The organism is Mesorhizobium sp. M00.F.Ca.ET.216.01.1.1, from assembly GCF_004010325.2.
Taxonomy (GTDB): Bacteria; Pseudomonadota; Alphaproteobacteria; order Rhizobiales; family Rhizobiaceae; genus Mesorhizobium.
Window position 1 is genome coordinate 1 of sequence record NZ_SADR02000053.1, and the last position, 17701, is coordinate 17701.

Here is a 17701-nt window from a genome sequence, read left to right on the forward strand (position 1 = left end):
GGCAGATCGAGAACGGCCTGCATTGGATGCTCGATGTCCATCTCGATGAGGACCTCAGCCGTGCCCGCAAGGACAATGCTCCCGCCAACACAGCCCTTCTCAATCGCCTCGCCAGAAACATCCTCCAAGCCGCCGATAGCGCCAAAGTTCCCATCAGCCATCGCATCAAGAAATGCGCCTGGAATGACGACTATCTCATCAATGCGATCACTCATATGCGATAGCCCTGCCCCACAAGGGGGAGATTGGCAGTTCGCCGGAACCGCTCCCCTTACGAGCTTTTGGCACAGCTACCTCCCCTCCAGCCGCGCCGCCTTCAGCGCGCCGCCAAAGCCCTCCTCGGCGTAGAGATAGGCCGGGCCGTAGCGCACGACGTTGCGCAGGCAGGCTTGGGTTGCCGGCACGAAGTTCGAACTGGCGGAGTAGCGCAGCGAGAACAGGAAATCGCGCAAGGCTTCCGCCCATTCCTTTTCCTCGTCGCTCTCCTCATCGTTCATTTCGGCGGTGGACAACCCATGCCACTTTTCCGACTGCGGAATGATCAGGCTTTCCAGCCCGGCGGCGAGGCGATTGGCGGCCGAGTTGATGGTGTTGGCATAGACACGAGCACCGCGCCGCTCCTGCCGCTCGGCCTGCGAATCCGGCACGCCGGTCCTGCGGCCGCTCCAGATGTCGGGCGCGTCGGGATCGCAGAATTCGGACACGGCCTGCCAGACGGACTCGTACTGGCTGCGCTCGGTCTCGAACTCGGCCTGTCGCGACAGGATGTCATGGGCGCGGGAATCACTCATGGATGTTGCCTCGTTCTTTTGACGCGACGGCCGAAACAGCGATCTCCCCCCTCGTGGGGGAGATGCCCGGCAGGGCAGAGGGGGGCGTGAAGGGAGGCGAGCCTATCGATCCGATCAGCCGAGAACCTGCGTAAGGTTGCAATTGCAATTCGTCGAAAGGTCGGCGGGACAGCGCCCCCCTCTGCGCTGCCGGGCATCTCCCCCTCCAGGGGGAGATTGGCAGCTTCAGCGCCGCGCCTCATCCTCATGGGGGGAGATTGGCAGCTTCGCCGGCTTCGCGCCTACTCCGCCGGGGTCGTCTCCAGCGCTGGGGTTCGCCCAAAGCGCTGGACGACGAAACGGCCCATTTTCTGGCCGGGGATCTCGATCAAATTATAGGTGATCCACGACAGCAGGCACACCGTTGGCAAGACGACGAGAACGACGATCGCGAAACGCAGCGGCGCCGTCAGATCGTGGCCGAACTGGGTGATGACGAAGGCCGCGACCGGCTGGAGAACCAGCAAATGGATCAAATAGATGCTGAAGGAAAGCTCTCCCATCAGGTGAAAGAACCGGTTGGCGAGCGTCGTCGCTATCTTTCTCGCCACGGCGCCCGCCATTCCGGGCAGCATGCGGTAGAGAACCAGGGCAAAGAAGCCCAGCACGAGCGCTTCGCGCACCAAAAGCTTGCCCAGCCCGTATTTGCCGCCAAAGGGCAGCGCTGCCAGCAGCAGCGCCAACGTCAGATACAGGATCGGCCGCTTTTGCCTTTGATGCACGACGCCGGCCAGCAGCATCCCGCACAGGAATATCTGCATCTTCAGCGGTAGGAACGACGGCATCGGGAAACGGATCGACAGCAGTCCCACCACAAACACGATGGTGCTGCCGATCGCTCCCACCAGGATGGCGCTCCATATCCAGTCGAGCCGGCGCACCAGCAGCATGATGGCCGGGAACATGGCGTAGAACTGCATCTCCAGTCCCAGGCTCCAGTCGGGGAGCGGCGTGCGATAGGCGAAATTCGGCACCAGGCCGAACAGGAACAGAAGGTGGGCGCCGATATTCTTCAGGCCGCTGTCGAGATAACGCTGCGACGCCTGGGGCGACCTCAGCAGAAACTCGTCGATGACCATCCTGGAATCGTAGAGATAGGGGCCAAGCGCCAAAGCCAGGAAGAGCATGACGTAGAACAGCGGCGCGATCCTGAAATAGCGGCGCGTCCAGAATTTCAGCCAGGTTTCCGGCCTTTGCCAGGGCTCCTTGTCCTGGCGCAGCTGATAGTGGAACACCATCAGGAAGCCGGACAGCATGATGAACAGATCGACGCCGAGATCCGGCTCGCCGAGGATGGGAATATGCCAGCCGGTCAAAAGCAGACAATGCCCGACGAGCACCCAGATCGCGGCGAGCGCCCGAAGCCCGTCCAGGCATTCGATGCGCGATGACCGGGCTTCCGCCATGCCGAACTCCGAGATAGCCATGTTGCACTGCAGCATGGCGGTGGAGGGAGGAATGTCAACCGCATCGAGCGGTAACGAATTGCTCTCGGCTGTTACGGAAGGCGCAGAAGCTGCCAATCTCCCCCTTGTGGGACCCTCAAGGGGGGAGATGGCCGGCAGGACAGAGGGGCGCGAAGTATCGCCAACCTTTGCCCAATTTATTCCGAATGACGCCGAGGACGCGGTTGTGTTCTGACTGACAGGCTGGTGGGACAGCGCCCCCCTCTGCCCTGCCGGGCATCTCCCCCACAAGGGGGGAGATCGTCAGCTTCAGCGCCGCTTCACCAACCTCGCATGCCTGCGCCAGTACCACCAGGCGAGCACGCGGTTGCGAAAACTGCGCTTCATCGCGGTCATGTCATACCCCCAGCAGCACGCGGCGCTGGCCGGTCAGGTCGCTGGGCGACAGGTCGGACTTCACCGTGCTCAAGGTGCCCTGGCGCTGCTCGAGCTCAGCCCTGAGGGCTGCTTCGCGCGCCTGCACGTCCTTGTCGGCGATGGTCGGTGTCGGGGGCAGCGGCTTCAGCGCCGGCGGCTTTTGGAAGAGGCACATGGTTCCAGCTTTCCCAAAGTGAGAGGTTCTTGTCCAGTCGTAGAGCAAAAAATCCTCGCCGTTCCTGCCGTAGCCCGGCAGCAGGCAGCGTTGCGTGGCGCCGAGGCGGGCGAGCCAGCGCAGCGCCAGTTCGTTGGCGGCCAACGCCCTCGCCTCGACACGCCAGGCGCCGCGCCGCAACTTGCCGCCCGAGCACGGCGTGGAAGAATTCGGTAATGCCAGGCACGCAGCGCTTCATGCGGCGCGTGCCCCAGCTCCAGGCGATCCACAGCCCGCCGTGCTGCTCGGCGGCGCCGAAGCCGGCTTCCGGGTTGCCGTCGAATTCGGCGACATAGGCAAAACCCTGCAGTGCCATCAGCGCCAGCAGTGCCGGCGACCACTGATCGAACTGGCAGTCGATCTCGGCTTTGTCCTCAGGGCGGAGATTGGCGGCGATGTAGGATAGATCGCGCAAAGTGGCGGGGATGATGCGGACGGTCATGAGGAGGCCATAGGCATGGGTGCGCTTCCCGCTTTCGGGCGGAGTCTCGAGGCCTGCGGCCTTGACCGGCCCCGTCGCCAGTGACCTACGCGCTTCTTTCCACCCTTTGCGCCAAGCGCTTTCGCAGCGGGTCTTTACCGTCATCAATCACGTCGTCGGCTTCTTCCCCGGTGGCAATGCGCATGACGCGAACGGCATTGCCTATCACGTCGGCGGGACGTTTCGGTCCTTTAGGTCCGGTCGGCATTAGGCTTGTTCTCCAGGTGGTCGATATTTAATCGTCGATGCCTTTTGCAACGCTGCAACCGTTTCCTCAACGGTCAGGAGGACGGTCGTCTGGATGGAACTCAGCGCTCCGCCCGAGCCGATCGCGAGCGCGGTGGCCGCCATTGACACGTTATCCGGCGCCTCCCACAAGTTATAGCCGTCGTGCTCACCAAAGGCGTACCAGAAGCCGTGCAACTTTCCGCCAACAGATTCAATGTACTGCTTCGCCGCCTCTCGGCGGTCCTCGGGGTTCTTAATGAGCTTCGCCCATGTAGCCGGCGTGTAGCTGAACCGAGTTAGGTACAATGGCATGGTCTTATCCTCCCTGCTTTCCGCTAAAGCATATAGGAGTCCGACCGCTGGCGCGACAGCGCCGTCAACGTCGGCAAATTTCAAACTGAGAAACTACCGGGTTGTGACTTCTACACGTTTCGCAACGGCAAGGTGATCCGCAAGGATTCTTGGAAGATCGTGGAGTAAGAGTTGGCTCGTTAGCGAACCCGGTCGGCCGATGTCGAAGCCAACTTGAAGCTAAGTCGGCTTCCGGATTGCCGTCGTGGTTGTCGACCGCCACTAGCGTTGATCAGTCACAACACACTTCACAGCGCTCTTCCAACGACCACTTCATATGGATGGCAATCGCTTGAATCCTTTGTGTCGTGGCAGGAGGCAAACAAATGGACCAGTACCGTCAACCATTCTCCTCGGCGATGGACATATAGCCCGTGTAGAATCCTTGTTGTCAATCGCTCCGGTGATTCAGTATTGCCAACAAAATTGTAAACATCGTTCCGCCTTCCAAGCAACAAATCCCTTATATCTTTGGCGTCAAAGAAACTCTCTCCCCATTCTGCGGTCGCGTAGCAGTAGGCGATCTTCGCTAACATCATGGCGAACGGGCCATTAATCATTGTATGTTTTGTGGTTACGTCAGAATCTCGACTTTTTCCACCGAGATTGAAAGATTGAAAGCTGGGGTTTTGAAGGTCGCCGCCACGATCAACGCCAATGAGGAGCCCTGCCGGCTGAAATACGACCAAAGAGAAGAATTGAGGATAATCCTCCCTAGCCAGATCCAGATCGAAAACGCCACCGCCCATGCCGAAGTCGCCAAGCGCAACAGGCGGAAGAGGACGAGGTGCTGACTGGTTTTTCCCTCGCCGCCGTGACGCCTTCAACTCCAAAAGCCGACGCGGTACCAGCAGATCGGAATTGAGCGCTGCGGCTTCATAATTCTTGTTGGAAAGCCGTGCGCATTCTGCGCAGGCACCATTGCGGATAACAAGGGTACCATTAAGTGCGCGCGGGATTATGTGCTCATCTGTGACTTCATCTGCGGCATAGCCCGACATGTCTGTACGGCAATATACGCACCTTCCATCAAGCCGATAATCGTGCTGCCGCATGACTAAAGAGCGCATGCACCTCAGCCCTGATTCGGCCTTTCAGCCATGCGGTTGTCTATGTCGGTCAGCTTGGCCAGAATGCCTTCCTGCGCCCGTACCATCTGCTGCTGAACGCGGATCAGCTTGAAGGCAAGCCAGCTTATTACCCATAGCTGCGCCGCGAGATAAATTGTGAATGGCGCCCGAGAAATGATGTACCCGAGAATGCTACTTTCCGACTCCATTTTCCCCCCGATAGAGTGTGCTGACGACCTCATTGCCGCCCAGCGCGCGGAAACGCAAGTTGGTGATCGAGCGGCACAGTTCTTTTACCGAAACGCCCCCAGCGGTTCACTCTGCCCCGCCGGCCGCCTCGCCGTCCTGAACTCCGCCGGATCGACCACCGCTTCCCGCAGCATCATCACGCCGTAGCGGGTCGCGGCCATCAGGTGGTCGCGCAGTTTCACCACCTGGCCGTCCTTGCGGTGATAGAGCCGGAACCCTCGAACACGTTGGTCAGCGGCTAAGATCCCATTGGGAGTCAAATGTCGAGCGGTACGTCAGTCTTGGCCCGGCTTTCGGGGACAAGCGGTTGGGATGCGAGCCCTACAGGGGCCAGGTCGATGCGAGCAAAAGAAGGACAATTCCAACAAACGCGACGTTCCAGATGAGCGAGCGGACCAAGGGGACGCCCACCGCGTAGAGCAGAAGGTAAACAACCCTGGCTGAAAAATAGAGACCGGCTCCCCATTCGCTGAGGGCGCTCTCGCGACCGAGCACGTGGACAAGGAACACCGCGGCCACAAACACCGGAAAGGTCTCGAGGAAGTTTCGGAGCGCTCTTTCCAAACGTCCTGCTACGCCCGTGAGCGGAGGGACTTCGAGGTCACGAGAGCCGGCCGTCCAACGATAACCTCGCTGGAAACTGGTTGCGTGCGAGGAGATAACGATTTGGATTAGACAGAGCACGCAACTCGCCACAAGCATCGCTAGCTCGAAGGTCATCCAGCCCTCACACCTGCCCATTTTTCATTGGAGCTTACCAGAACTCCGCGTTGTATGTCTGTCTGCCGGTGGCCGGGCTGGCTGTTCGCGCTTTCGGCACGGCATCCGCTCCTCACCTGAACGCCCCCAGCGGATCGCTCTGCCCCGCCGGCTGCCTCGCCGTCCTGAGCTCCGCCGGATCGACCACCGCTTCCCGCAGCATCATCACGCGTAGCGGGTCGCCGCCATCAAATCGTCGCGCAGTTTCACCACCTGGCCGTCCTTGCGGTGGTAGAGCCGGAACTCCTCGAACCAGGGGCCAAGCGTCGAGAACACCTTGAAGCGGCCCGATTGCATGCGGTCCAGCATCTCCATCAGCCCGGCCTCGACCGACACCGAGCCGTCGGCGAACTGCGCGTGGCGGGCCAGCATGTTCAGCCCATGCGCGGCATATTGCCTAGCCAGCGCCACGCCGGCGCCTTCCAGCGTCTCGCGGCGGCCGTCGCGCGGCCACGCCCAGGGCAGCCAATCGCCCCATGGTTTCAGCGTCAGCGCCTGCATGGCCGGCGTCTGCTGCGAAGCGCGGCAGGCTTTTGTGACGTAGACGACGTCGGCCTCCGTATCCCAGGCGAGCTCGACCGCGGCAGATGGATGGTCCCAGCCGAAATCCAGCGCGCCGAGGCGCGGCCAATAACGCGGCAGCCGGAACGGCTCCCAGGCGATCAATTCCTCCGATACCGGAAAGATGCGGCCGGAACCCAGCACCGGAATGCCCTTGGCGCGCGCCTCGCGCTCATGTGCGGGATAGGCGGCGATGATCTCGGCACGCTGGTTCGGCATGTAATGCTCGGCGTCGTCGATGGTCATGAAGGTCACGTGACGGGTCATGGTTCTTCCCAGGTCGATTCAGGACGTGGCTGTAGAGCGTTGATTTTGAATCGAATTACTCCGGCGTCGGCGAAGCTGCCAATCTCCCCCCTTGCGGGGGACCCACAAGGGGGGAGATCGGCCGTCGCCCCGGTTTTCGCCAACTATCCTGAAGAAAGACGGACGCCTAGGCAGCCGGCATCACCCCTCGCCATCCCCTCCACCTCTGTCGCCGACAAGAACAGCAGCACCACGTCCGACATGCCGAGCAGCGGTGTGAAGGTGACGGTGGTGATGCCGCCGGTGGCGTTGGTGCGGGCCAGGCCCTCGGAATAGATGTCTAGCGGCGGCTCCTCGTCGAACCACACGCCGTGCAGCGTTTCGCCCTGCCACTTCTCGCGGCCCCTCTCGTAACTCTTGAACGACAGCACCGATTCATCGGCCTGGACATCGCCGCCGCCGCCCCAGCGCACCACGACGCTGTCGAGCGCACCCGGCGCGCCGCGCCCCAGATTGTGTGGGCAATGGCATCGGCGGGGATCATGCCGGTGCCCCACGCCGCCTGCTCCTGCGGCGGGCCGATCAGGATGCGCTGCGGGTTGTCGCGCGTGCCCTCGCCGGTGACGCCGGCCGCCCACAGCCGCACTGGCGTGTCAAAGACCTTGCCTTGCCATCACTGCGGATAGCGGCCGGCGAGGTGCATCGCCCATTCGGCGCCCCCGGCCCTGGTCTTGCCGAGCTGGTTGCCGGCCATGAACAGGCGCTCGCGGTGGATCGCGCCGGCGGCATGAAATTCGGCCTGCCTGGCATAGGGACGGTAGGCGGCAAGCTGGTTATTGGGCCGCCGCCGGTCCAGTTCCCTCAGCAGGCTGAGGTATTCCTTGCTCGCCGACGCCTGGGCCGACCCCTGGGCCGACGCCTTGGCCGAGGAACGGCCCAAGGAACGGCTTGAGGACGGCTTCGAGGCCGCGGATGCGGTGCCGGATCTCGTCATCGCTCAATGCGTCCAGATGGTTGGTATCGACATGTAGGTCCTTGGGCAGCACCGACAGCACGATCTTCAGATACTGGTCGGGCTTGTCCGCCCGCACCGAAGCGATAACGCCGGCGCCATGAGCGCGGAAATCGGCGCGCACGGCTGCCAGGAAATCATCGCCCAGCGACTTCTTCGCCCGCTTCGGCCGGGGTTTGCCTCGGGACGCGGGCTTGCGGGACGGCTGCTCGTGCTGGTCTTGCGCTAAGGGATCAGCCATGAACTGCGGCCTCGCCGGGTCCAGTCTTGCCCCCTATACCCGCGGAGCTGGCCGTATTCGCCACCCTCGCCGGCTTGGCCTGCCTGGGCTTTGGCGCCTTGGCCTTGCGGGACTTGGCGCGTGCCGACTTGCCTTTGCGAGACTTGGCGCGCGCCGGCTTTGCGGCCTTCCGTGCTGACTTGGCCGCAGCGGGTTTTGCTGCGGCGGACGTTGCCGTGCCGGCTGTCGCTGCATCGGCCAACGCAACCTCGCTGTTCTGCTGTGCCGCGTCGGCTTTTGCCATGCCGGCTTCAGGCCTGCCCTTCAGATCTGCCCTGGCGATATCGACCGCGCGGCCGTCGATGCCGAGCGATCCCAAGGGAAAGCCAAAGCCGCCGACCGCGTCGACTGGACCGCCCCGGACCATGCCGATCAGCACACCGGGCGCAACCGGCTCGAACCGGCCCGCACGCGCCTGCGGTGCTGCGCCCTCGAACGCGCCGATGGCGCTGACAACCTCGCGGCCGTCATCGTCGGTGATGATGCTGGCATAGCGGACGGGCATCGGATTCTCTTGAGATTGCGGTGCAATTGGTAGGCCTCGTTCCCTCGCGCCCCCCTCTGGCCTGCCGGCCATCTCCCCCACGAGGGGGGAGATCGGCAGCTATGGCGCTCCGCCCTTTCCTGCGACGCTGGAGATTGGCGAAGGCCGGAATGAGAGCCAATCTCCCCAAGTGGGGAGATGGCCGGCAGGCCAGAGGGGGGCACTGTGCCGCCAGTGTTGCTTGCTGCCGGAGGCGCTTTCATTCGTAGGAAAAACAAAAAACCCGCCTCGGCGGGGGTCGTTGGCGCAAATCAGCACCATGCCCAAATCAATAGCATAGTTGCCGTCACCGGGCAATATGTCCTAGGTAAATTTTCCTATCCATTTCCACCGGGCTCGCCGCACCAATCCCGCCGCGCCCTTGCAGCCCGGTATTCACAACAAGTTTTCCGATCGTCTGGCCATTAGCCGGCGCTTATGGAATCATTTTGCCTTGGGATTCTGGGGGAGCAGCATGGACAAACCAGCCATGGCATCCGTCTTCAGGATGCGGCATGTAACAGCAACGATTTCAGGGGTTCGCAGCCTTGGCAGGGGCCAGGCGGATCCGATCTTCCACTCAAGGCCACTCGGCGAGGCGATCCGTTTCATCGTCCAGACCGACGGCCAGTACGACCTTAGCGCCGCCGCGATCACCTATGGCGACCGATCGACGCCGCCGCTGGGCATTGCCGAGGTGAAGGCGCTGTGGCGCGAATATGGCGAGCGCTGGATGGAAGAGTAGGCCATTGCTTGCGGCCCAACATCCGTTAAGCCGCGTTCCTTCGCGCCCCTCTCTGGCCTGCCGGCCATCTCCCCCACTAGGAGGGAGATTAGCAGCTTTGCCGTCCCGCTTGCCTTCTAGCGTCGGAGGTTGGCGAAAGCCGAAACGAATCCGATCTCCCCCACGTGGGGGAGATGTTCGGCAGGACAGAGGGGGCGCTGTCCCGCCGACGTTCAATTCACTGCCCGAGTCCAAGGGAATCCAATCCATGGTATCTGGATCGGAACCGGCCTTCGCGCGTTTGGAACTTGCCGAATGGGAGCAACAGCTATGAACGTCGCCAATCTGCAACTCGAGGGCCTGCTGATGGCCGTCGCATCGATCAACCAGGTTCTGGTCCGCAAGGGTGTGCTGTCGGTCGAGGAGGTAGACATCGCCTTGCGCAAGGCCGAAGCCTGCGAAACCAACGAGGAACGGTCCGACGGCATGTCGCCGTCGAGCCGCGATGCCGTCAACTTCCCGATCCGGCTGCTGGAACTCGCCAATCAGTGCCAGCCGGAGGCGGATATGCCGTCGTTCTCAAAATTGGCGCGCATGGTCGGCCAGATGAAGGAACCATACAACGACCAGATGTGAGATAACGGCTCCCCCTCCCCGCCTCGGCTAAAGCTGCCTGCCAGCCGCGGGCTCGGTATCAGCTCATCGACCCAAGCCTTAGAGCCAGCACGCGGCCCGGCCCATGGGCGGCGGCAAACAGCAGGCCGGCGACGAAGGTGAAGTGGTCGACGAAGAAGCCGAACTCCGCCTGGTTGGCGGCCCAGTGGCTCGGCCCGTGGAAGGCAAAGCCGAGGAACAGCACATAGGCGGCGGCAACCAGGGCAGCCCACGAGAAGAAGGCGCCGGTCAGGAAGCACAGGACGAGGACGACCTCGAGCAAAGCCGCGCACCAGGCCAAGAACAGCGGGAACGGAAATCCGGCGGCGGCGATATAGCCTGCGGTTGCGCCGATGTCGGCGAATTTGAAAACGACCGCCATCAGGAAGACGGCAGCGAAGATCAGCCGGCCAATGAGAATTGCCGCGGTCGTCCACGACGATTGAGCGGGTGATTGAGCGGTTTCCAACGTCATGATGTCCTCCCAGGGTTGCGACGGGTTTCGCCCCAAGGACGGGCCATACGCCGCGAGTCCGACAGCAACCTGCAAAATAGTTTTGGCGGCGTGAACGGCAAGCGGCGAGACCTTGCAGGACTTAGGTTCGTCGATCCAAAGCACCGCAGCGGTGCATAACCTTTTTTGATGCTGGAGGGACAGCGCCCTGGACAGCGCCCCCCTCTGTCCTGCCGGACATCTCCCCCACTTGGGGGGAGATCGGCTGTCATCCCGGCTTTCGCCAATTTCCAATGTCGCAAGAGTGAGCGCCGCGCCGAAGCTGCCAATCTCCCCCCTTGTGGGGGAGATGTCCGGCAGGACAGAGGGGGGCGCGAAGGATTGCTGCGGAACGGCTTTCATTCCGCGCCGCCGCATTCTACAGCGACCGTCAAGGCATGGATACTCGCCCGAGGATTGTTTGAGAAGGATCGGGTAGTTTGGCGGCCGGAACTGCGGGCTCACAAACAAACCCGCAGTTCCGGCGGCAGGCGACCGTCCCTAGGATTGACGAAGAACAGGCGCTGCCCCTACCCCACCTTCGCCTCCGGGTGGCTGATCGGTTCCCGCACCGCGCCGTACCGGGTGCCCCAGCGGTCGGTCATGTCGCAGCGTATGTCCCAGAGTTCGGGGAAGAAGCGGTGGCGGGCGCCGGCTTCCAGCAATTCGACCGGGCGGCCTTTCAGCGATTTCGCGCCGAGCCCGATCGAGCGGTGGATGAGATGGAGATGATTGGCGCGGAATTTCTGGAACAGCTCGTCGAACTCGATCAGCGCCTCGGCGACGACGTAGCTGTCGCCGTGGTCATAGCTGGTATCATAGACATCCTCGACCGAGAGCCCGCGGCCGTCGAGATATGACGCCTTGAAGGCCCGCCACAGCTCCGGCGGCATGCGCAACAGCTGCTTGAAGCCCGGCGATTCCTGGCCGCTGCCATTGCCGAGCTGCAGCCGGATCTGCTGGTATTCCTTGGGCGACATGGTTTCGAGCAGGTCGAGCTGCGCCGTCATCATTCGCACCAAGCGATGCACGCGCCCCATCAGCGTAACGATGCGATGCGTGTTCTGCTGCTCGAGGTAGTCGACGACATCGACCAGCGTGTAGGTAATCAGCTTCATCCACAGCTCCTCGACCTGATGCACGATCTGGAACTGCAGCTCATCGGCATTGACCATCTCGGCCAGCGGCTTCTGGCAGTTGAGAAGCTTGTCGCATTGCAAGTAGACGCCGTAGTCGCGCATCTCGGGCGCTTCGATGCGGGCGTAATAGTCCGGCTTGTGCATGGCCATTCTACCCTGCCCGGCCCGTCGGGCCGCGGGCTGTTTGTCTGATCCGAGGCACAAGGATAATCGCTTTGGCTTGAACATTGTTCCTTTCTGTTATCTAGAGAACAGGAAATGGAGGACGAAATCCGCTTCCGAAGCAAATTTGGAGAACGATAGATGCTGGACGCCCTCGACCGGAAGATCGTCGCGGCGCTCGAACGCGACGCACGAATCTCCTTTGCAGCGCTCGCCGACGAGGTCGGCCTGAGCAAGACGCCGTGCTGGAAGCGGGTCAAGGCGCTGGAGGATGCCGGCATCATCCGCGGCTACTCGACGCGCATCGACCCGGCAAAACTCGGCTTCGGCATTGAGGCCCTCATCCAGGTGTCGATCGACTTCGAGGTGTCGGACGCCTTCGAGGCGGCGGTGCAAAGACATCCGCTGATCCGGCGCTGTTACGCCACGACAGGCGAGGCCGATTATCTCCTGCAGATCGTCACCGTCGACATGATGGCGCTGGATAGGATGCTGCGCGAGGAACTCAGCCGCCTGCCCGGCGTGCGGCGCACCATCACCTCGATGGCAATGCGCGAGATCAAGAGCGACATCTCCTTTGCCAATGCGGTGGGACACATGCAGAAAACGCATTAGACAGCCGGTGGTTGACAGGCCGGAGGCGGACATCCCCCCAAAATGGGTCCCTCAAGGGGGAGATTGGCAGCTTCAGCCTTGCCGCTCCTTTTGAAGCGTCGAAGGTTTGCGAAAACAGAGGTGACAGCCAATCTCCCCCCTTGAGGGGGAGATGTCCGGCAGGACAGAGGGGGGCGCATGGAGTGCGACCTTTGCCAGGTTCGACCTGCCGATAGCCTCGCCGGTGAACCCGTGACGTTCACCCACAATGCCGGAATTTTGCATTGACGAACAAAGGCACTATATTAGTTGACTAACCGATTCACTGGCTGCGAAACCGACATGGCCAAGAAGAAATCGAAATCGCAAGCGTCCAGCACGACAGGGGCCTCCCCGGCAGAAGCCTACGAGGCGGCCTATTTTGCCCGCAAGTGCGGGCTGACGATGGACGAAGCGCTGAAGATGATGCGCGAAGCCCAGGACATGGCGAAATCGGAGAAGTCGTCCGGCGGCAAGCGGAAGAACTGATCCGCGAGGCCGCGGCCGGGCGGCGGAAGAGCACCTTGAATGCTGGCAGGACAGCACCCCTCTCTGTCCTGCCGGAGATCTCCCCCACTTGGGGGGAGATTGGATCGCGTTTTGGTTTTCGCCAATCTCCAACGTCGACAAAGAGGCGCAGCGGTGAAGCTGCCAATCTCCACCCTTGAGGGGGAGATGCCAAGTTTTGGTAAAAAGGGCAGGACAGAGGGGGGCGCGAAGGATCGCGACGTCAGCCCTTGCTGGAACCGAAGCGCCTGCCAGGCAATACCGCTGGCGCAATCGCCGAAATCGCGCGCGCCACGATCGCCTCCAGCGGCTCCGGCCGGTGCAGCAGAAAGCCCTGGCCATAGGCCACGCCCATGCCCTGGAGGATGTCGAGCGCCTTCGGCTGCTCGATCTTCTCCGCCACCACGCTGCAGCCGAGGCTCCTGGCAATGCCTGAAATGGCCGAGACGATCTCGCGGTCGAACTTGCTTTGCGCAATGTGCTCGATGAAGGAGCCGTCGATCTTGATGGCATCGACCGGGAAGCGCCTGAGATATTCGAACGAGCTCATGCCGGCGCCGAAATCGTCGAGGCTGACACGGCAGCGCCGCTCGCGCGCTTTGCGGACGAACTGTTCGGCGGCGGCATAATTGGTGACGGCGGCCGTCTCGGTGATCTCGAAACCGATGCCGGAATGCGGCGCCCCCGTCTCGGAGATGATGGCGTCGACGAAATCCCAGAGCTGCGGGTCGCTCAGCGTCTGCGCCGACAGGTTGAAGCCGAGCGTGACGGCGCCCGATTTCAGCGCCGGGCCATAGAGCGACAGCGCTGTGCTGATGATCCAGCGATCGAGCCTGGAGGCGACGCCGAAGCGCTCCGCCGCCGGAATGAACTCGCCTGGCGGGACCAGCTTTCCGTTGCGCGCAGCGAGCCGCGCCAGCACTTCGACGTGGCGGCTCTCCTGCCACGGTTTGCCGAGCAGATGGATTTCCTGGCCGAACAGTTTCAGCCTGCCGTCGTCCATGGCATCGACGGTGTCGGCCGCCAGGCGCGCCGCGTTGAGGCCGCCCGAGCCCGATGTCGCCTCGGCGGAAAACACCGCGAAGCGGTTGCGCCCGGCGGCCTTGGCCGCATAGCAGGCGTCGTCGGCGCAGGCCAGCGCATCGGCCACCGTGGTCCTGTGATCGTCGACAAAGGCGATGCCGACGCTTACCGCGAGCTTGCGCGAGGTCGCCGCCAGGCCGAGATCGGCATCGCGGACCGCGGCAAGAACGGCAGCGGCCAGAGTCTCGGCCTGCGCGGCATCGCAGTTCGGCACCAGCAGCGCGAATTCGTCGCCGCCGAGGCGCGCGGCATGCGCCGATGGCGGCAGGCAGCCGACGATGCCCGAGGCGACGCTCTTCAGCGCCAGGTCGCCGGCGGCGTGGCCGGCGAAGTCGTTGAGGGCCTTGAAGTAGTCGAGATCGACGTAGAACACCGCCAGCGGCAGCCGGCGCGCGGTGGCGATATGCTCGGCCAGGAGCCTGTCGAAGGCGGCGCGGTTCAACAGCCCGGTCAGGGCATCGTGACGGGCCGCATGGGCGAGCTCCTGCTCGCGCTGCTTGGCCTCGGTGATGTCGCGCACGGTGCCCAGGATCTGGCCCGCCGACTGGCTGTCGGCGATGAAGCGCACCAGCGATTCTATGTGGCGGATTTCGCCGTCGCGCCTGATGATGCGGTATTGGACGGCTACGACATTATGCGTTTCCAACGGTGCCAGATGCGCGCTCTCGGCGTCCCCCTTGTCGTCGGGATGCAGGAAGGTATGCCAGAGGTCACCGGCCACCTCGTCGGTGTCGGCGACAAGCCCGTAGATTTCCCGGGTGCGCGCATCCCAGTAGCTTTTGTCCGCGCCGAGGTTGTGGTGCCAGATACCGGTGCCGCTGGCGGCAAGCGCCAGGCGAAAGCGCACATTGACCTGTTCGAGCTCTGCTTCGGCTTGCTTCTGCCTGGTGATGTCGGTCTGGACGCCCATCAGCCTCAGCGGCCGGCCTTCGGCATCGCGCTCGACCACGCCGCCGCGATCGAGCACCCAGACCCAGTGGCCGGATTTGTGCTTCAGGCGCAGCTCGGTCTCGATGGAATCGGTCAGGCCGGCAATGTGGCGGTCGCCGCTGGCCAGCGCCCGCTCGCGGTCGTCGGGATGCGTCAGCTGCAGCCAGAGGTCGGCGGTGTTGGCAAGCTCGCCCTCCTCATAGCCGAGCATGTGCCACCAGGTCGGCGAGTAGTAGCACTCGCCGCTCAACAGATCCCAGTCCCAGGCGCCAAGCTGGGCGCGTTCGAGCGCCAGCGCCCAGAACTCCCCGTTGCGTATCTTCTCGTCGGCCATGCCCTGGTTTCGTCCACCCGTCGCGGCCAATGTGCATGGAACCAGAGAAGAAACCGTTACCGGGGTGAGGAGGGTGGGCTGTCGGCGAAGCTGCCGATCTCCCCCCTCGTGGGTCCTCGTGGGGGCATGCCCGGCAGGGCAGAGGGGGGCGTGAAGGATCGCCATTCATTTCGTTTGGACCTCTGACTAGCCGAGAATTCGGGTGGGTGCGCTATTGCAACTGGTTGACAGGCCTACGGGACAGCGCCCCCCTCTGCCCTGCCGGGCATCTCCCCCAACGAGGGGGGAGATCGGCAGCTTGGCCGACGGCGCCTACCTTCCAGCGTTGGCGATGGCGAATCCCGAAGCGACGACGCAAAGTAGGAATAAATGGCCAGGCGGCAGCTTCGCCGCCTGGCCCTATTGCCTACTGGCTCGGAGCCGTCGTCGGATCACACGACACTTTCGGATTCATGTCGGCGAAGGTGCCGGTCGGGTTGCCCTTCCAGGCCCAGACATGCAGTTCGTAGAATGCACCCAGGCCGTAGCGGTTGGGCGCGCTGTTGAAGTTGAACAGGTGCCCATCCAGCGAGGCCGGGCCCTTCGAGGTGATGTACTCGACCGCCACAAGCTGCAGTGTTCCGTCGGCCATCGGCTCGTACATGACGGCTTCGGGATGGGCCAGATCGATCTTGTCGTCCTTCAGATACTGGCCGTTGACGTAGTGGATGCCCATCGCGCCGCCGGTGACGCCGCTGGCGCAGGGAATGGGCGCATAGCCCTCGGCCGTCGCCGCCTTGACGTCGAGAAACCGGCTGTTGGCCGCCCGTACCTTGTCGGCCAGCGGATTGGCGCCGGCTTCAGGCGCGGCCTCCTGATGCGCATGCGCGAACGTGGTGCAGACGGTGAGCACGGCCGCAGCCATGAGAAACCTGTTGCAAAAGTTTGGTGTCATGTTCGTTCCATTCTTCTTGAAAAAGCACAGCGGGCCGGCCGCCGAAAATACGGCGGCGCGACAGGCAAGCGCTGTGACTGTTGTTGCTTGGAGATCCCGAATGCGATGCGACGAATGCCGATCATCCCTTCGGCAGATAGGAAATCGTGCCAGCCAGATCGGTGTTGTCGATCAACTGGAAACGGCTGTCGCTGCCGCCCTGACGGGCCGAGACGAAGGGAGCGTAGGCAGGATCGTTGGTGAAGGCGCGCGCCGCCCCCTCCGACGGGAACGCCATCAGGGCGATCAGGGTGGTGTCGAGCGGCTTGCCCTCGAGCGTCTTCACATTGCCGCTGCGCGACAAATATCTGCCGCCGTGCTTGTGAACGAGGTCGTGCACCGAAGCGGCGTAGGCCGGCATCCACTGCGGGTCCTTCACCTTGATGTCTGCAATGACGTAAGCGGTCATGGGTCATGTCTCCTGGTTGCGGCGCAAGGCTATCCGTGCGCCGGCCAAGGGCTCGCATGGCAAGGCCCGCGCCAACCAGTCCGCGAACTGTACTAGGCCGGTACAGTTTCTGTACTCGCCGCGCCGCCGGGGAAGGCCTATGGTCCGGGCGGAGTTGGAGGGAAAGGCTGCAATCATGACCCAGTCCGGATACAAACAGTTCTGCCCGCTATCGATGGCCGCCGAGGTTCTGTGCACCCGCTGGACCATGGTGCTGCTTCGCGAGCTGGTGGCGGGATCGACCCGCTTCAACGATCTGCGCCGCGGCGTCCCCAAGATGTCGCCGACGCTTCTGTCGCAACGGCTCAAGGAGCTCGAGCTGGCGGGGATCGTCGAGCGCAAGGAGGTGCGCGGCGAGAAGGGCATCTTCGAATACCGGATGACCGAGGCCGGCAGGGATTTGCGTTCCGTCGTCGAGGCGATGGGTTTTTGGGGTCAGAAATGGGTCGAGTCGCGGCTGTCGCTGAAGAACCTCGATCCGTCGTTGCTGATGTGGGACATGCGCCGCAATCTGAACCCCTCGCCGCTGCCCGAGGGGCGGACGGTGATACAATTTCTGTATCAGGACCTGCCCGCGTCCAAACGGTCGTGGTGGCTGATCGTCGAAAAGCACGGCGAGGTCGATCTGTGCTGGTACGATCCGGGGTTCGATGTCGACCTCTACGTCTCGACCGACCTGCACACGATGACCGAAATCTGGATGGGACTGATCACGGTCGAGAAGGCCGGGCCAAAGGTCGCCTTGACCGGAGACCAGGCTATCGGAAGGAAAATGCAAACGTGGCTGGGGCTGAGCCCGTTTGCGGTGGAACCGAAGCGGGCGGCGTAAAGAGGAGCGGCAGTCTGGGCGCACGGCTTTGAATCCGAGTTAACGGATTGAAGGTTGGAGGATCTGTTCGAGGTATTTGTTGTTTCTTGCAGCGCGCTTTCGGCGCAGCTTGATGCTTCGCTTGTCGTCGATTGATCGCACGAGGTTCAGGGCGAAGTGGCGGAC

23 protein-coding genes and 2 pseudogenes are annotated in these 17701 nt (G+C 62.8%); 7 read left to right on the forward strand and 18 right to left on the reverse strand.

What is annotated here, in order from left to right; genetic code table 11:
- A pseudogene (locus tag EN859_RS39960) lies at positions 1–224 on the forward strand (ISAs1 family transposase); the annotation flags it as partial.
- A 66-nt stretch (positions 225–290) separates the two neighbouring features.
- On the opposite strand, the gene EN859_RS34195 reads toward EN859_RS39960, so the two are convergent.
- From EN859_RS34195 to EN859_RS39965, 3 genes are all read right to left on the reverse strand, one after another.
- A complete protein-coding gene (locus tag EN859_RS34195) occupies positions 291–791 on the reverse strand; it encodes a portal protein (RefSeq protein ID WP_245525855.1) in 501 nt (166 codons plus the stop codon).
- A gap of 281 nt (positions 792–1072) precedes the next feature.
- The gene (locus tag EN859_RS34200) at positions 1073–2236 is read right to left on the reverse strand and encodes an acyltransferase (protein WP_127857041.1); all 1164 of its coding nucleotides are present in this window, start codon (positions 2234–2236) and stop codon (positions 1073–1075) included.
- A 397-nt stretch (positions 2237–2633) separates the two neighbouring features.
- Positions 2634–2972, reverse strand: coding sequence for a hypothetical protein (locus EN859_RS39965; protein WP_245525856.1), 339 nt, complete (start codon positions 2970–2972; stop codon positions 2634–2636).
- On the opposite strand from EN859_RS39965, the gene EN859_RS39970 reads away from it, so the two are divergent.
- Positions 2962–3273 (forward strand): hypothetical protein, encoded by a 312-nt coding sequence (locus EN859_RS39970; protein ID WP_245525857.1) that lies wholly within the window; start codon positions 2962–2964, stop codon positions 3271–3273. The two genes, EN859_RS39965 and EN859_RS39970, sit on opposite strands and share 11 nt — an antisense overlap.
- A gap of 282 nt (positions 3274–3555) precedes the next feature.
- On the opposite strand, the gene EN859_RS34220 is transcribed toward EN859_RS39970, so the two are convergent.
- The 10 genes and pseudogenes from EN859_RS34220 to EN859_RS34265 form a co-directional block, all read right to left on the reverse strand.
- The gene (locus tag EN859_RS34220; protein ID WP_127857043.1) at positions 3556–3888 is read right to left on the reverse strand and encodes a GYD domain-containing protein; all 333 of its coding nucleotides are present in this window, start codon (positions 3886–3888) and stop codon (positions 3556–3558) included.
- 287 nt (positions 3889–4175) lie between these two features.
- Positions 4176–4997, reverse strand: coding sequence for an HNH endonuclease (locus EN859_RS34230; protein WP_127857044.1), 822 nt, complete (start codon positions 4995–4997; stop codon positions 4176–4178).
- 5 nt (positions 4998–5002) lie between these two features.
- Positions 5003–5206 carry a hypothetical protein gene (locus EN859_RS34235; protein WP_127857045.1) on the reverse strand — a complete coding sequence of 68 codons (204 nt, stop codon included), beginning with the start codon at positions 5204–5206 and terminating at the stop codon, positions 5003–5005.
- A gap of 84 nt (positions 5207–5290) precedes the next feature.
- The gene (locus EN859_RS34240) at positions 5291–5431 is read right to left on the reverse strand and encodes a hypothetical protein (protein WP_245525859.1); all 141 of its coding nucleotides are present in this window, start codon (positions 5429–5431) and stop codon (positions 5291–5293) included.
- A gap of 136 nt (positions 5432–5567) precedes the next feature.
- Positions 5568–5966: an MAPEG family protein gene (locus EN859_RS34245; protein ID WP_127857046.1), complete on the reverse strand. Its 399-nt coding sequence runs from the start codon at positions 5964–5966 to the stop codon at positions 5568–5570.
- 207 nt (positions 5967–6173) lie between these two features.
- Positions 6174–6812 (reverse strand): annotated as a pseudogene (locus tag EN859_RS34250) (terminase family protein); the annotation flags it as partial.
- Between the two features lie 164 nt (positions 6813–6976).
- The gene (locus EN859_RS39975) at positions 6977–7369 is read right to left on the reverse strand and encodes a terminase family protein (protein ID WP_245525860.1); all 393 of its coding nucleotides are present in this window, start codon (positions 7367–7369) and stop codon (positions 6977–6979) included.
- 116 nt (positions 7370–7485) lie between these two features.
- The gene (locus tag EN859_RS39980; RefSeq protein WP_245525863.1) at positions 7486–7752 is read right to left on the reverse strand and encodes a terminase family protein; all 267 of its coding nucleotides are present in this window, start codon (positions 7750–7752) and stop codon (positions 7486–7488) included.
- Entirely contained in the window at positions 7646–8065 is a 420-nt protein-coding gene (locus EN859_RS39985; protein ID WP_245525861.1) for a hypothetical protein, read from the reverse strand. Before EN859_RS39985 ends, EN859_RS39980 begins: the two co-directional genes overlap by 107 nt.
- The gene (locus tag EN859_RS34265) at positions 8058–8609 is read right to left on the reverse strand and encodes a hypothetical protein (RefSeq protein WP_127857047.1); all 552 of its coding nucleotides are present in this window, start codon (positions 8607–8609) and stop codon (positions 8058–8060) included. Before EN859_RS34265 ends, EN859_RS39985 begins: the two co-directional genes overlap by 8 nt.
- Positions 8610–9102: 493 nt before the next feature.
- On the opposite strand from EN859_RS34265, the gene EN859_RS34275 reads away from it, so the two are divergent.
- Entirely contained in the window at positions 9103–9372 is a 270-nt protein-coding gene (locus EN859_RS34275; RefSeq protein ID WP_127857049.1) for a hypothetical protein, read from the forward strand.
- Between the two features lie 309 nt (positions 9373–9681).
- Positions 9682–9987, forward strand: a complete 306-nt coding sequence (locus EN859_RS34280; protein WP_127857050.1) for a hypothetical protein — start codon at positions 9682–9684, stop codon at positions 9985–9987.
- 58 nt (positions 9988–10045) lie between these two features.
- On the opposite strand, the gene EN859_RS34285 is transcribed toward EN859_RS34280, so the two are convergent.
- On the reverse strand, positions 10046–10480 hold the full coding sequence (locus EN859_RS34285; protein ID WP_127857051.1) for a DoxX family protein: 435 nt from the start codon (positions 10478–10480) through the stop codon (positions 10046–10048).
- Positions 10481–11028: 548 nt separating this feature from the next.
- On the reverse strand, positions 11029–11787 hold the full coding sequence (locus tag EN859_RS34295; protein ID WP_245525862.1) for a tryptophan 2,3-dioxygenase family protein: 759 nt from the start codon (positions 11785–11787) through the stop codon (positions 11029–11031).
- A gap of 153 nt (positions 11788–11940) precedes the next feature.
- Here EN859_RS34295 and EN859_RS34300 point away from each other — a divergent pair, with 153 nt between their 5' ends.
- Positions 11941–12414, forward strand: coding sequence for an Lrp/AsnC family transcriptional regulator (locus EN859_RS34300; RefSeq protein ID WP_127857052.1), 474 nt, complete (start codon positions 11941–11943; stop codon positions 12412–12414).
- Positions 12415–12735: 321 nt separating this feature from the next.
- Positions 12736–12921, forward strand: coding sequence for a hypothetical protein (locus EN859_RS34310; protein ID WP_127857054.1), 186 nt, complete (start codon positions 12736–12738; stop codon positions 12919–12921).
- Positions 12922–13162: 241 nt separating this feature from the next.
- Here EN859_RS34310 and EN859_RS34320 read toward each other — a convergent pair whose 3' ends face one another.
- The 3 genes from EN859_RS34320 to EN859_RS34330 form a co-directional block, all read right to left on the reverse strand.
- Positions 13163–15286 (reverse strand): EAL domain-containing protein, encoded by a 2124-nt coding sequence (locus EN859_RS34320; RefSeq protein ID WP_127857055.1) that lies wholly within the window; start codon positions 15284–15286, stop codon positions 13163–13165.
- Between the two features lie 406 nt (positions 15287–15692).
- On the reverse strand, positions 15693–16190 hold the full coding sequence (locus tag EN859_RS34325; protein ID WP_127857056.1) for a hypothetical protein: 498 nt from the start codon (positions 16188–16190) through the stop codon (positions 15693–15695).
- A 151-nt stretch (positions 16191–16341) separates the two neighbouring features.
- Positions 16342–16668 carry a DUF1330 domain-containing protein gene (locus EN859_RS34330; RefSeq protein WP_127857057.1) on the reverse strand — a complete coding sequence of 109 codons (327 nt, stop codon included), beginning with the start codon at positions 16666–16668 and terminating at the stop codon, positions 16342–16344.
- Positions 16669–16843: 175 nt separating this feature from the next.
- Here EN859_RS34330 and EN859_RS34335 point away from each other — a divergent pair, with 175 nt between their 5' ends.
- Entirely contained in the window at positions 16844–17536 is a 693-nt protein-coding gene (locus EN859_RS34335) for a helix-turn-helix domain-containing protein (protein ID WP_127857058.1), read from the forward strand.
- The last annotated feature ends 165 nt before the right edge of the window (positions 17537–17701 follow it).

Coding starts and splice junctions, on each gene's coding strand:
- EN859_RS39985 (WP_245525861.1), bottom strand. CDS start 8,065: ATGGCTGATCCCTTAGCGCAAGACCAGCACGAGCAGCCGTCCCGCAAG.
- EN859_RS34295 (WP_245525862.1), bottom strand. CDS start 11,787: ATGGCCATGCACAAGCCGGACTATTACGCCCGCATCGAAGCGCCCGAG.
- EN859_RS34320 (WP_127857055.1), bottom strand. CDS start 15,286: ATGGCCGACGAGAAGATACGCAACGGGGAGTTCTGGGCGCTGGCGCTC.
- EN859_RS34230 (WP_127857044.1), bottom strand. CDS start 4,997: ATGCGCTCTTTAGTCATGCGGCAGCACGATTATCGGCTTGATGGAAGG.
- EN859_RS34330 (WP_127857057.1), bottom strand. CDS start 16,668: ATGACCGCTTACGTCATTGCAGACATCAAGGTGAAGGACCCGCAGTGG.
- EN859_RS34310 (WP_127857054.1), top strand. CDS start 12,736: ATGGCCAAGAAGAAATCGAAATCGCAAGCGTCCAGCACGACAGGGGCC.
- EN859_RS34280 (WP_127857050.1), top strand. CDS start 9,682: ATGAACGTCGCCAATCTGCAACTCGAGGGCCTGCTGATGGCCGTCGCA.
- EN859_RS34325 (WP_127857056.1), bottom strand. CDS start 16,190: ATGGCTGCGGCCGTGCTCACCGTCTGCACCACGTTCGCGCATGCGCAT.
- EN859_RS34275 (WP_127857049.1), top strand. CDS start 9,103: ATGGACAAACCAGCCATGGCATCCGTCTTCAGGATGCGGCATGTAACA.
- EN859_RS34220 (WP_127857043.1), bottom strand. CDS start 3,888: ATGCCATTGTACCTAACTCGGTTCAGCTACACGCCGGCTACATGGGCG.
- EN859_RS34245 (WP_127857046.1), bottom strand. CDS start 5,966: ATGACCTTCGAGCTAGCGATGCTTGTGGCGAGTTGCGTGCTCTGTCTA.
- EN859_RS34300 (WP_127857052.1), top strand. CDS start 11,941: ATGCTGGACGCCCTCGACCGGAAGATCGTCGCGGCGCTCGAACGCGAC.
- EN859_RS34285 (WP_127857051.1), bottom strand. CDS start 10,480: ATGACGTTGGAAACCGCTCAATCACCCGCTCAATCGTCGTGGACGACC.
- EN859_RS34265 (WP_127857047.1), bottom strand. CDS start 8,609: ATGCCCGTCCGCTATGCCAGCATCATCACCGACGATGACGGCCGCGAG.
- EN859_RS34235 (WP_127857045.1), bottom strand. CDS start 5,206: ATGGAGTCGGAAAGTAGCATTCTCGGGTACATCATTTCTCGGGCGCCA.
- EN859_RS34200 (WP_127857041.1), bottom strand. CDS start 2,236: ATGGCGGAAGCCCGGTCATCGCGCATCGAATGCCTGGACGGGCTTCGG.
- EN859_RS34195 (WP_245525855.1), bottom strand. CDS start 791: ATGAGTGATTCCCGCGCCCATGACATCCTGTCGCGACAGGCCGAGTTC.
- EN859_RS34335 (WP_127857058.1), top strand. CDS start 16,844: ATGACCCAGTCCGGATACAAACAGTTCTGCCCGCTATCGATGGCCGCC.